The 12,188-nt window shown below is 58.4% G+C and carries 14 protein-coding genes and 2 pseudogenes; 3 read left to right on the forward strand and 13 right to left on the reverse strand.

From position 1 onward, the window contains the following. Positions 1-216: 216 nt before the first annotated feature. Together JCM12296_RS04135 and JCM12296_RS04140 are read right to left on the reverse strand one after the other, a co-directional pair. Positions 217-1,646, reverse strand: a pseudogene (locus tag JCM12296_RS04135) (SLC13 family permease). A gap of 122 nt (positions 1,647-1,768) precedes the next feature. Then, positions 1,769-2,323 (reverse strand): CBS domain-containing protein, encoded by a 555-nt coding sequence (locus tag JCM12296_RS04140; protein WP_054690226.1) that lies wholly within the window; start codon positions 2,321-2,323, stop codon positions 1,769-1,771. 420 nt (positions 2,324-2,743) lie between these two features. Here JCM12296_RS04140 and JCM12296_RS04145 point away from each other — a divergent pair, with 420 nt between their 5' ends. Then, complete coding sequence (locus JCM12296_RS04145) at positions 2,744-3,322, forward strand: CBS domain-containing protein (RefSeq protein WP_157067365.1); 579 nt, start codon at positions 2,744-2,746, stop codon at positions 3,320-3,322. Then, positions 3,319-4,356 carry a hypothetical protein gene (locus JCM12296_RS04150; RefSeq protein ID WP_281491918.1) on the forward strand — a complete coding sequence of 346 codons (1,038 nt, stop codon included), beginning with the start codon at positions 3,319-3,321 and terminating at the stop codon, positions 4,354-4,356. The genes JCM12296_RS04145 and JCM12296_RS04150 overlap by 4 nt, the downstream gene beginning before the upstream one ends. A gap of 389 nt (positions 4,357-4,745) precedes the next feature. Here the strand turns inward: JCM12296_RS04150 and JCM12296_RS04155 are convergent, their stop codons facing one another. From JCM12296_RS04155 to JCM12296_RS43435, 9 genes are all read right to left on the reverse strand, one after another. After that, the gene (locus JCM12296_RS04155) at positions 4,746-5,489 is read right to left on the reverse strand and encodes an NADH-quinone oxidoreductase subunit B family protein (RefSeq protein WP_054690228.1); all 744 of its coding nucleotides are present in this window, start codon (positions 5,487-5,489) and stop codon (positions 4,746-4,748) included. 14 nt (positions 5,490-5,503) lie between these two features. Further along, complete coding sequence (locus JCM12296_RS43420) at positions 5,504-6,301, reverse strand: hydrogenase large subunit (RefSeq protein ID WP_246803964.1); 798 nt, start codon at positions 6,299-6,301, stop codon at positions 5,504-5,506. 31 nt (positions 6,302-6,332) lie between these two features. After that, positions 6,333-6,845 (reverse strand): NADH-quinone oxidoreductase subunit C, encoded by a 513-nt coding sequence (locus JCM12296_RS43425; RefSeq protein WP_246803965.1) that lies wholly within the window; start codon positions 6,843-6,845, stop codon positions 6,333-6,335. Then, positions 6,845-7,012 carry a hypothetical protein gene (locus JCM12296_RS43430; RefSeq protein WP_246803966.1) on the reverse strand — a complete coding sequence of 56 codons (168 nt, stop codon included), beginning with the start codon at positions 7,010-7,012 and terminating at the stop codon, positions 6,845-6,847. The genes JCM12296_RS43425 and JCM12296_RS43430 overlap by 1 nt, the downstream gene beginning before the upstream one ends. After that, entirely contained in the window at positions 7,009-8,427 is a 1,419-nt protein-coding gene (locus JCM12296_RS04165) for a proton-conducting transporter transmembrane domain-containing protein (protein WP_054690230.1), read from the reverse strand. Before JCM12296_RS04165 ends, JCM12296_RS43430 begins: the two co-directional genes overlap by 4 nt. Before the next feature lie 11 nt (positions 8,428-8,438). Then, positions 8,439-9,080, reverse strand: coding sequence for an NADH-quinone oxidoreductase subunit K (locus tag JCM12296_RS04170; protein ID WP_083455812.1), 642 nt, complete (start codon positions 9,078-9,080; stop codon positions 8,439-8,441). Then, the gene (locus tag JCM12296_RS47020) at positions 9,080-9,208 is read right to left on the reverse strand and encodes a hypothetical protein (RefSeq protein ID WP_281491919.1); all 129 of its coding nucleotides are present in this window, start codon (positions 9,206-9,208) and stop codon (positions 9,080-9,082) included. Before JCM12296_RS47020 ends, JCM12296_RS04170 begins: the two co-directional genes overlap by 1 nt. Before the next feature lie 2 nt (positions 9,209-9,210). Then, positions 9,211-9,996, reverse strand: coding sequence for a respiratory chain complex I subunit 1 family protein (locus tag JCM12296_RS04175; RefSeq protein ID WP_246803967.1), 786 nt, complete (start codon positions 9,994-9,996; stop codon positions 9,211-9,213). 80 nt (positions 9,997-10,076) lie between these two features. Beyond that, entirely contained in the window at positions 10,077-10,574 is a 498-nt protein-coding gene (locus JCM12296_RS43435; protein WP_246803976.1) for a hypothetical protein, read from the reverse strand. Between the two features lie 21 nt (positions 10,575-10,595). Between JCM12296_RS43435 and JCM12296_RS43440 the strand changes: the two genes are divergently transcribed. After that, positions 10,596-10,778, forward strand: a complete 183-nt coding sequence (locus JCM12296_RS43440) for a hypothetical protein (RefSeq protein WP_246803977.1) — start codon at positions 10,596-10,598, stop codon at positions 10,776-10,778. 92 nt (positions 10,779-10,870) lie between these two features. Here JCM12296_RS43440 and JCM12296_RS50130 read toward each other — a convergent pair. Next, a pseudogene (locus JCM12296_RS50130) lies at positions 10,871-10,945 on the reverse strand (hypothetical protein); the annotation flags it as partial. Further along, positions 10,921-12,030: a proton-conducting transporter transmembrane domain-containing protein gene (locus tag JCM12296_RS48840; RefSeq protein WP_422698535.1), complete on the reverse strand. Its 1,110-nt coding sequence runs from the start codon at positions 12,028-12,030 to the stop codon at positions 10,921-10,923. The pseudogene JCM12296_RS50130 and the gene JCM12296_RS48840, both read right to left, overlap by 25 nt. Positions 12,031-12,188 lie beyond the last annotated feature (158 nt).

Below are 12,188 nucleotides of genomic sequence, written 5' to 3' on the forward strand. Positions count from 1 at the left end.
AAAACCGGAATGTTATTGTACTACTGGAGAATGCGTGCCGTGATGGCGCAATCCCATGGTGTCGGACCTTTTAACAGGGTGTAAAAAAGGAGGGGCGCAAAGTGTATCCGTGATGGGCAGGTGGACGCGGAGGGACGGCAGGCAAGGTAAATCCTGCGTGGGCGGCGGGTCGGCGACCGACCGCGCCCACGCAGGAGGAGGGCAATGGGATGATGCTTATTTCAGCAAAATCGGCATCCCCATCATGGGCCATAGGATGTAAACACAAAAACCGGTGACGACCATCAACAGCACCGAGGCCGGGATGCCGTAGAGAAAAAACTCACCGGTCGTGAACTGTTTGGAATCGTAGGCAATGGCGTTGGGGGCCGCGCCCACCAGCAGCAGGAAGGGCATGCCGGCGGTAACCAGGGAAGCGAAGAGAATCACCTCACCGGCCACATTCAGGTAGGGGGCGATGACCAGTGCCACGGGCAGGGAGATGGCGATGGCGGCCACGTTCATGATGAAGTTGGTCATCACCAGGACGAAGAAGGCGATCCCCAGAACGAAAACGAACCAGTTGGCATTCTGGAACATGACCAGCCAGTTGATGGCCATCCATTCGGCCGCCCCGGTATCCCAAAGGCAGAAGCCGATGCTCATGGCTCCGGCGAAAAGCAGGATGATGTTCCAGGGAACCGATTCCAGATCGTTGATATCCAGAATGCCGGTGATGAAAAAGAGGATCGTGGAGATCAGAATCAGGGCGGTCTTGTTCGGCGGCACGAATCCGGGAATCATGGCTTTCAGAATCGCCGAGGCGGCCAATGCCAGGATACAGAGGCCGACGATGGTGGCAGCGGTGACTTCCTTGCGCGTGATTCCGCCCAGTTCGGTGTAAAGGCGCTTGGCCCGATCCCTCAATCCGGGGATGGTCTTTTTTCCGGCTTGCAGACGATCATGAAGAAGCCCCATAAAAGGAAGGTCATCAGCCAGCCGACGGGAAACATGTAGTAGGTCAGTTCGAAAAAGCCGACATCCTTGTGCATGATGTCCTTGAAAAAGCCGATGGCCACGGCACCGCGGGCGGCTCCCAGAAGGGTGACGATACTGCCGGCACCCGCCACGTAGGCCATGCCCATGAAAAGTCCCTTGCCGAACTTGGTCGGCTTGTCACCCTCTCCGTAAAGGGCATAAATGGCCACCAACAGGGGATAGATCGTGGCGGCCACGGCCGTGTGGGCCATGATGTGGGTCAGGGCCGAGGTGACGATGAAGCAGCCCAGGTAGATCATGCTGGTCTTCTCACCAACGATGGCGAGCATCTTGTAGGCCAGACGACGGGTCAGGCCGGTTTTGGTGAAGACCAGACCGATGACGATCGAGCCGAAGATGAACATCACCGAGGGGTCCATGAAATCCTTGAAGGCCACTTTGGCGGGACGGATCAAAAAGAGCGCCTGGAGCACGCCGATGGCCAGGCTGGTGATGCCGATGGGGACGACTTCAAATACCCACCAGGTGCCGGCCAAAAGGAAAACGGCGATGGCCCCCTTGCCCTCCTTGGAAAGGGCGAAGTGCTTGCCCGTGGGGTCAATGGCATCCGGCCACATGGGTGAGTAATAGGTCACCACGAACAAGGCGACACCCAAGAAAAGCCACATGAATTTTCTATAATTGATTCCCGTACCAGCGGTATCGACATTACTTGCCATGCAACAACCTCCTCTATTGCCCGTTGTAACCGATCATGCGGCCAAAACCGTGATTGGCGGTAGGTGATCGATCAACGACAGCAGCTTTTCATCACGTGGAACACTGCGGCAAAAACGTCGGTCAGCCGCAACACACCGACCACCTTGCCGGCTTTTCGGACCAGCAGGGATTGATAATGCCCCATGACCAGCATGTGGATGGCTTTGTCCAGGGAGTCATCGATCTCGATGTATTCACCTTCGGTCAGTTTGGACATGAACGATTCAACCTTGGTCTGGGCGGCTTTCTGGCAGATATTTTCCAGGGCGCCGTCCAGCAGGCTGTACTGATCCTGAAGGCCCTTCAGGAAATCGACGCTGAACCCGTAATGCGAGACCGACGCGCTATCGGCCATTTTCAGGTACTGGGGTTCGAGGGCTTTCAGGGCGGTATGCTGGCTGATTTTGCCGACGACCTCGCCCTTTTTGTCCAGAACCAGAACGGCGCGATGAAGGTATTTGGTCTTGTCGAACTCCAACTGAGCCTTTTCCAGGGCCAACACCGCCTCAAAAAGCGTCGCGCCGATGGTGACCGTGGCGTATTCCGACAGCGGTACCATCAGGTCTTCAATTTTGTACGCTTTCATCACAAACCTCCTCTCTAAAATCATTTCGATAGGGCCTGTTGCCTGGATATGGATTTTTTTGTTGCGTGGGGAAAGATGACCATGAAGTCGAACAAGTGATCTACCATAGGGGGGGGTGAATATCAAGAGAATGGTGTTCGATTTCGATACGTTTGACAATGTTACGGTGGGCTGTTCGATAGGGGGCGCAATGCTGTTGCGAATTTTGTCACCCCTGCCATGGATCAGTCCAATTCTCAAACAGTTCCAATTGATTTGATTGCTGATTCATGTTAGGAAAACCAAAATTGCCCGACAGCCAAACCCAAAATACCAATATCCACCGCAGCGGCCTGAACGCTATCGCTTTAACGCCTGGTTAGCGGACCTGATCCGGACTTTTCAAACAAGCCTCAAACTGTTCAGCGGGGAGGATTTTCAGTGAAGAACCATATCGTCAAAGACCTCATGGTACCGATTTCGGAATATGCCACCGTCCCGGAAGAGGCAACCCTTTTCGAGGCGGTGTTGGCCTTGGAAAAAGCCCAGGAGCAATACCAGCAGAACACATACTCCCATCGGGCCGTGTTGATCATGGATAAAAACAAGAAAGTGATCGGCAAGATCAGCCAGATGGACTTCTTGCGGGCCCTCGAACCCCAAGATGAGAATCTCGAACAGATCCGGGAGGTCGTTCAATTCGGCTTTTCCCGCAAGGCCGTGGCGCTGATGCAGGAATCCTACCTCAAGGATTCGGCGCCGGTTCTGGATGTTCACGCCATCACGGCGCGCAGGAAAGCCACCGAATTCATGCAGCGGCTCACCGATGGGGAATATGTGGATGAGAACAGTTCCCTGGATATGGCCCTGCATCAACTGACGGCGGGTTCCAACCTTTCCCTTTTGGTTACCCGCGGAAAGGATATTGTCGGTGTGCTGCGACTGTCCGACGTGTTTGCCGCTGTCTATCATTCCATGAAAGAGACTGAACTGCGAAAAGCCGATGGAGCGACAGGATGAAAGAACTAGAGAAACTCTTCGACCGGATTGTCCAACGCGTGAACATCAACCTGCGGGAGTTGGAATTCGACGTCCATCCCCTGATGAACAAACTGGTTCCCACCTCCCAGATGACCAAATTCTATGCCTTTTACGGCATCACGCCGCATCATCCCCTCAACCTTGTTTTCCGGCACAGCAACCTGTCGGGCAGCTACTTCCTGGGCAGGGTGCGGGTTACCAACTCACTGCTTTATAAGAGCGATATCCGCGGCGATGAATTGAAACAAAGCGGGGACCTGTTCCAATACCAAGAGTTCAATATCCCCGTGGACCAGGATGAGGAGATCAGCATCGAGGACAGCTTTTTGATCAAAACCCTGGTGCACAATTACTCCCACGACCCGGAAACCCTGGAAACCTTTTTTATCAAGGACACCGTCTCGACCCACTACGCCAATATCCACGGTTCCCCCTCGGACGGGTGTTTCCTGGGGCCCTTCTCCACCGTGGACCTGACTACCATCCGGGATTGCGTCATCGGCGCCTATTCATACGTGCAGGCTGGCGAGATCAGCCACCTGGAGGTCGATCCGGGAACGGTGTGGGTCCGCAAACCCGGCGACTTCAATTTCATGTACCGCTATCCGACGGATCTGTTGAACAGTTACATCTACTTTGTCGGTGGCAGCCCCCCGCAGGGGATCTTCATGGATTTCGTCGAGGATCGCAAGGAGGCCTTTCAGAATATCTATAACGTGGTCAATATCGACGTGCCGGTGGATGTGCCGCCCAATGCCTCCCTGGACCGCTTTGCCGTGATCAAGCCCAAAACCAGCATCGGCGAGAATGTTCTGGTGGCCCAGCGGGCCTTTTTGCAGAACGCCACCCTGGGCAAGGGCGCCAACGCCCAGGAAAACTGTTACATTATCAACGCCACCCTCGAGGCAACGATATTACCGCCCATGGGGCCAAGATCATCGAGGCGAATCTGGGCAAGAATGTCTTCGTGGGATTCAACAGTTTCCTGCGTGGCCGCCCCAACGCCCGCTTGACCATCGGAGCGGACAGCATCATCATGCCCCATACGATCATCGATAGCCGCCAGCCGCTGACCCTTCCGCCGGGTCATATCGCCTGGGGGATGATTCGCGATGCCCGCGACCTGGAATTCAACAGCATGTCCCTCAAGGCCTTTTCCCAGATCAACACGCGTTTTTGCCAGGGACGCATGCTCTTCGAGGGCAGCGGTGGCAGTTTCGTTTCCGCCTTTCAGGAGCGCATTCACCACATCCTCGAGGCCAACGGCGCCTTTTACAGCAGCAACAACAATCGAGGCATGCCCAGCGCAATCAGAATATCTCGATCAACACCCTTCAACCCTATCCCAAGGGCGGGGACCAGGAGGGCTTGTACCCGACCATCATCATCCAGCCCTAAACGGCTATTTGAAAAAGGTGAGCAGGGCGTGCAGGTTGGTCATGGGATGGGGCGGGCACCCCGGGATGAAGAGATCCACCGGCAGGAGGCTGTCCAGTCCTTCGGTGATTTCGTTGCTTCCCCGGAAGGGGCCGCCCGACAGGGCGCAACTGCCCACGGCAATCACCACGCGCGGTTGCGGCGTGGCTTCGTAGGTTTGCATCAAGGCGGTCTTCATGTTGCGGGAGATCGGACCGGTGACGACGATGCCGTCGGCATGACGCGGGGAGGCCACGAAGTTGATCCCGAAGCGTGCCAGATCGAAAAAGGGGGTAGCCAGAACGTTCAGATCCGCCTCGCAGGCGTTACAACCCGCCGCCGATACCTGGCGGAGCTGCAGGGAACGGCCAAAGAGCCCCTTGAAGTGCTGCCGGGCGTGGGCCGCCAGATCCGGCAGATCGCCCTGGGTCACCAAATGCGCCTTTTCGGCCACACCGTTTTCAAAGTTCTGCGTGAAACGCACGAATTGACCGCCGGATATGCGCTCGCAATTGCCGCAAAACACACAGCGGCCCAGGTGAAGGGTTCTTGCCTTGGCATCGATGGCCTCCTGGGGGCAGGCGGCCGCACAGGCCTCGGCCAGATCGGCCGGCACATCCGCATTGACCACCGGCCGACCCCGGTAGCGCGACGGCAATTGGACATTCACCTTGGGATAGCGCGAGGTCCGGCACCCCTGTTCGAATCGGTTTTTCAGCACACTCAACATATGGATAAACTTCCTTAAAGATCGAAGCCGCAATAGGAGAGATTGTAGCTCTTGTTATTCAGCGGGAAATCCGAAATTCCCGTGTCGCGCAAGGACATGGAAAGCCCGTTCCAGTTGTGGAAAGAGGGGTCCTTGATCTTATAGCGCAAAATCCCGCCGTTTGCATCGGTCAGCACACAGTGCGATACCTCACCGCGCCAGGCTTCGTTAACCGTGACGGCAAGGGCATCCGGTGCAAGGCGCAGCGGCGGCTGCTCGACGCAGGTGGTTTCGGGGCGGTCATCCAAGAGCGAATGGATGATGTCAATGGACTGCATCACCTCATCCCGTCGGACCTTGGCCCGGGCCCAGACATCGCCCGTGGATTCGGCGTTTTCGGGAATCTCGAGCTGGCCGTAGATTTCGGTCGGAAACACCCGCCGCGCATCGTAGGGAAGACCGCAGGCCCTGCCGGCCGGCCCTACCAGGCCCAGTTGATCCGCATCACCGCGGCTGACCCGCCCGCAGCCTTCAAAACGGGCGCGGACGCCGGGGGTGTTCAACAAAAGGGCCAGGACGTGCTCGACCTGGGGGGCGAGCTCGGCGATGCGTCCTGCCAGATCCTGCCGAATCTCGTCGTCAAGGGCAAAACGGACGCCGCCCGGCCGGACGAGCCCCTTGCCGAAACGATTGCCGCACAAAAGAAGGGTCATGTTGAGAAAATCGCCGCGCATGCGACCGCAATAGTTGGCCGGTGGGAGAAAGGCGACGTCGCCGCTCAGGGCGCCCAGGTCACCCACGTGATTGGCAATGCGTTCAAGCTCCAGGGCCATTGCGCGAATGGCCGTGCGCCGGCATCGACGTTTAGGCCCGCCAGGCTTCCATGGCCTGGGCGTGACACAGGCTGTGACCGATGGCCGTGTCGCCGGCAATGCTTTCGGCGATCACGGGCAGTCGCTGGGGGGCAGCCGTGAGCAGCAGGTCTTCAATGCCGCGGTGTTGGTAGCCCAACTGAATTTCCAGGTTGAGCACCCGTTCGCCGATGCAGTTGAAGCGAAAATGCCCCGGTTCGATGACACCGGCGTGCACCGGACCCACGGCGACTTCGTGGATCTCCTCACCGGCAACCCGGTAGTAGTCGTAGCGGCCGGGAATGTCCTCGGTGTAGTCATTGCCGAAAACGTCCGGCACCCCACGAGCGTTGGCGTGATAGCGGACCATCTTGAGCCATGGATGGCCTTCGGGACGGATGCCGTACTGCTCGGCGATCTCACGCTCGAACAGGTGGAAAACGGCGGCCTGGGCCGTCAGGGACGGGTAGCTCGCCGGCGCGTCACAGGTGGCCGCGAGAAGCTGTGTGGTGCGCAGCACGGCCATCAGGCGAGTCGTGTCGTTTTGCGGATAGCAAAAAACTGAACTACCTTGCCGCCGCCGTCAATGATATCGAGGGCCTGGGCGGCAAAACCGTCAAAGGAAAGCCGCGGCACCGCCGAAAGGGCGATGGCCTGTCCGTTGGGGATGGGAGCGAAGCCAGTTGTCATCATAAACCTCCGCCAATGGCGTTGACCGCATGCACAATGGTCTGCTGGAGGGACTCGGGCATCCAGAAGCAGAGCACCACGGACGTCGTCAGCAGGACATATTGCGGCCAGACCAGATTGGCGTGCTCGTCGATTCGCTCGGTGGCGCCCGACGGGTTGAACGAGATGCGCATGATATTGTTGGCCAGGCCGGCGAAGATCACGCACAGGGTGAAGATAAAGATGCCGCCGCTGATCAGGTGACCCGTGCGGAAGGCGGCGATCACGATCAGCACCTCACCGATAAAAATGCCGAAGGGCGGGAAGCCGGCGATGGCGGCAAAACCGCCGAAAAAGGCCACGAAGGTCCGGGGCATGCGCGCGGCCAGGTCGCCCGTTTTTTCGATCAGCCGGCTGCCGAACCCCATGAGGATATTGCCGGAGGTGAGAAAGAGACTGGATTTGATCAGGCTGTGGTGGATCAGGCAGATGATGGCCCCATAGGCGGCCATCCCGCCGATGCCGGTTCCCAGCGCGATGATGCCCATGTTTTCGATGCTGGAGTAGGCCAGCATGCGTTTGTACTCGGTCTGCTTGAGGATGAAGGTCGCCGCCGCCAGGATGGAGGCCAGACCGAAGACGATCAGGATGGGACCGGAAAACCCGGACAGGCCGGCGGCATGCATGATCTTGTTGGTCTTGAAAATGCCCAGGTAGGCGCAATTGAGCAGGACGCCGGAGAGCAGGGCCGAGGCCGGGCTGGGGGCCTCGCTGTGGGCATCGGGCAGCCAGGTGTGCATGGGGGCCAGCCCCATTTTGGTCCCATAGCCGACCAGGATGAACACGAAGCCGGCCTTGAGCCAGCGGGGATCCAGTTTATCCGCCACGCTGGTCAGCGCGGAAAAGGAGATCGGCGCCTGAACATGGCCCGCGTCCATGGCGACCGTGACCAAAACGGATCCCAGAAGGGCCATGGCGATGCCGACCGAACAGATCAGCACGTATTTCCAGGTCGCCTCCAGCGCCGCTGCGTCGCGGTGGGTGTAGATCAACGGCGCGCTGGCCAGGGTGGTGGCTTCGATGGCGATCCACATGATGATGATGTGATCCGACAGGGTGACCATGGTCATGGTGGCCAGAAAAAGCAGCATGGAACCGGTGAAGATATTCTCACGCTGGATGGACGCGGCCTTGAGATAGGTGCTGGTGTAGATGGAAATGAGAAAAAAGAGCAGTGAAATGACCAGCAGCGACAAGCACCCCTCGGGGGTCAGGGCAAAAAAATCAGGGAAATGGGGCGTCGGTTCAGCGATCCAGATGAACAGCGAATAGGCAAGGTGCACGACACCGGTCAAAACCAGCAGGATACGGCCCGCGGATGGAAGCAGGAAGGCCATGGCACCGGCCACCAGGGGTATCAGAAAGACGATTTCAAGCATGAAATGATCACCTATTCCTTGAGGGTCCGCAAGCGGGCCGTGTCCACATCGTCAAAGGTCTGCTTCATGTTTTGCAGGATAACGGCCATGATCATGACGCCGGCCAAAATATCCAGCAGAATGCCGAACTCCACGATATGCCGGGCGCGCAGGGAGAAGGTGGTGCCGGCCAGGTAGATGCCGTTTTCCATCATCATATACCCCAGCACCATGGCGATGGCGTTCCGGCGGGCCATGAGCAGGAACATGCCGCCGCCCAGAAGGGCGATGGCCGTCGGCAGGAGAAGATCGCTGACTTCGCGGTAGGCGGTCTCGAAGTAGTTGCCGGCCAGGGTCGCGCCGACGATCAGCAGGAGACCGCAGAAGATCGACGCGTGAAATCCGACGATGGGTTCGACGGCCCTTTGGATGGCGACCTTGCGAATGGCCAGGTAGATCCAGCCGGGAATGATGATCCCGCGGATGGCCAGGGTGACAAGGGTGAAGGCGATGTTGCCGCCGGACATGACCTGGCCGACGAACAGCGGCACCACGCATACGACGATTCCTTGGAAGGCCAGCATCTTGATCAGCGGCGACAAACGGCTCGAACCGAAGGAGAACAGAATCGAGAGCAGCACCAAGGATAAAATGGTATCAACCGGGTGAATCATCAGATGAACTCCAGGGTGACGATGGTTGCAAAAAAGGCCAGGGCAAAGGCGGTGAGCACGAATTTGGGAACCCGATCCATGCGATAGCGGGCCATGACCGATTCAGTGATGCCGACCGTCACGACCACGATCACCATCCGGCGGAGAAAAGCAGCAGGTTCAACAGCGGATGGGCCAGTTCGAAGGGCAGGATCAGCCGGGCGATCCAGGCGCTGTAAAAGAAGAGTTTGAGAAAGGCGCCCATCTCGATGAAGGCCAAATCAGGCCCGCTGTGATCCAGCACCATGACCTCGTGAATCATGGTCAGCTCCAGGTGGGTGGCCGGGTCGTCCACCGGGACCCGGGCGTTTTCGGTCAACAGGATGATGAACAGGGCGATCACCACGAAGAGCAGCGGCGGACCGGCCGTCTGCCATAACCCGAAGGGCTGGCCGCCGGACAGAAAGGCGCCCAGTGTCAGGTCGCCGGTCAGGCGGTAGAACAGAATCAGGATCATGAAGATACTGGCTTCGCAGATGATCGGGAAATAGGCCTCCCGGGCGGCGCCCATGCCTTCGAAAGGCGAGGCCGTATCCATGGCCGCGGCGATGGTGAAAAAACGCGCCAGGCCCAATAGATAAAGAACGAAAATCGCATCGCCGTTGAAGGACAAGACCGGGGCATGACCAGCAATGGGCAAAAAGAAGAGGGCGGTGACGATCGTCCCCAGGTTGACGACGGGACCCAGCTTGAAGACAAACGTCGTGCTGGAGCTGTACACCGAGCCTTTTTTGATCAGCTTGATCAGGGTGTAGTAGTTGATCAACAGGGGCGATCCCCGGCGTCCGCCGAAAAAGGCCTTGACCTTGAAAATGATCCCGGCGAACAGGGGGGCCGAAACCAGGGCAAACACCCAGAGCATTACAGATTCGATCATAATTCCTTCCTATGCAACCCATCCAAAAGCGCCATCGGGACCCGGTTTCCCGCAGACCGTCACCGACCAGACAAAATTGATCAGACGAAAAAGAGCAGCACCACGATAGCGAGCAGGATGTAGCCGATATACAGATGAATATCGCCATGCTGAATCCAGCGCAGGCGATCGAACAGGCGCACGATCGGCACCACGACCAAACAGTTCAGATGGCGTTCGACGATGTCATGAACGTGGCTGTGATAATGCGTCTCCCGGGGAAAGAGGCCGGCCACCGGCGGGTGGATCTCTTCCAGGGGGGCTGCCGGCCGGAAGAACGCCAGAATCGATGCGGCATAGGAGGACCCGGTGTACTGCATGCGGGCCGTCGGTTGGGTGAACCCGCAACCCCAGGTCCCGCCATGGCCGATGGGCTTTCCCTGGTAAAACATCCGCCGCAAGGCCAGCAGCAGCAGCGTGGCCGCCAGAAAAAGGGTCGCGCCCAGGGTGATGGCGGCGGAGTAGTGGGCAAAGGGCTCGAACGGAATCCGGCCATAATCCAGACCCAGGGCCGCCACGGCCTTGATCGCCAGGAACATGAAGCGCCGGGATAGATGCCGATGACCGCACAGGCGGCCGCCAGGACCACCATGGGCAGGAGCATGGTCGGGCCCTTTTCATCCACCGGTCGGGTTGTTTCACGTCTGGGCTCGCCCTGGAAGACCACGCCCACGACCTTGGTAAAACAAGCCAGGGCCAGGCCGCCGATCACGGCCAGGCCGACGATGGCCAACAGACTATAGGCAAATACCGTCGAACCGGCGGCAACCCCGCGGAAGCCTCCCAGGTAAATGAAAAATTCGCTGACGAATCCATTGAGGGGGGGCAGGCCGGAGATGGCCAGGGACCCGATGAGAAAGGTCACGCCGGTGATTTTCATCCGTTTCAACAAACCGCCCAAGGCGTCGATGGAAGCGGTTCCGGTTTTATGCAAGACCATGCCCGCGCCCATGAAAAGAAGGGACTTGAAGATGGCGTGATTGAGCACGTGCAAGAGGCGCCGGCAAAGCCGAGGACGGCCATGATGGGGTTCTGGGCCTCCACGCCGATCATGCCGATGCCCATGCCGATCAGGATGATGCCGATGTTCTCCACGCTGTGATAGGCCAGGAGGCGTTTCAGGTCGTGCTGGCCCAAGGCATAGACCACGCCGAGCACGCCGGCGAAAACACCGAAAACCAGCACCATGCCACCCACGGCCGGCGAATGCAGGTTCAGGACGCCGTAAATCCGTAAGATCCCGTAGATACCGGTCTTGATCATCACCCCGGACATGACCGCGGAGATGTGCGAGGGCGCCGCCGGGTGGGCGTGGGGCAGCCACACGTGGAAGGGGAAGACCCCGGCCTTGGAGCCAAAGCCGATGAAGGCAAAAACAAAGACCAGCCATTTTGCCGTCGTGTCGAGCCCGTTGGCATCCAAGGCGAAACTCCCCGTGTAGCGGTACATCAAAGCGAAGGCCACCAGAATGAACATGGCGCCCACCTGGGAGAAAATAAAGTAGAGCAGGCCGGCCTTGCGGTTTTGGGGGGCCTTGTAATCCAGAATGACCAGGAAAAAGGAGGTCAGGGACATGAGCTCCCAGGCCAGCATGAAGGTGATCAGGTTGGCGGCGGTGACCACCAGGGCCATGGAAACGGCCAGCAGGCTGAAAAAGAGATAGCTGGCGGCGGTTCCCAACCCCTTGGGCGCATGGCGTAAATAATCAAAGCTGTATATGGCGGCCAGCAGACAGATGCCGAAGATGGCGATCAGAAAAAAGGCCGCCAACGCGTCAATACTGAATTCAAGTGGAAAGGGACCCAGTCTGGCGGCACTGAAGGTGAGCGGGGTATCGTAAAGCAGCCGGGAAAAGGCATCGAGCATTCCCAGGCCAGCGCCGCCGGCGATTCCCAGAACGGCGACAAGTCGCATCAGGGTAAATTGCCGGGCGAGCAAGATGGCCAGAATGCCTCCGGCGGTGATGATCAGGACGGCGAGCAGAAACAGGTTCATACGCTTCCTTTCAGGCCGGTTGGCCGTGTTGCCGAAGATGATTGCGGCAGAGCATGGCGACCTGACGGGGGTTAAGGATCCCTAATCGATTGTTAATAAGGAAGTTGGGTGGATGCGGTCAAGGTGATCTTTGCCGAACAACCGCGTGAGCTTATTGC

Source organism: Desulfosarcina cetonica JCM 12296, assembly GCF_001311845.1.
Taxonomy (GTDB): Bacteria; Desulfobacterota; Desulfobacteria; order Desulfobacterales; family Desulfosarcinaceae; genus Desulfosarcina; species Desulfosarcina cetonica.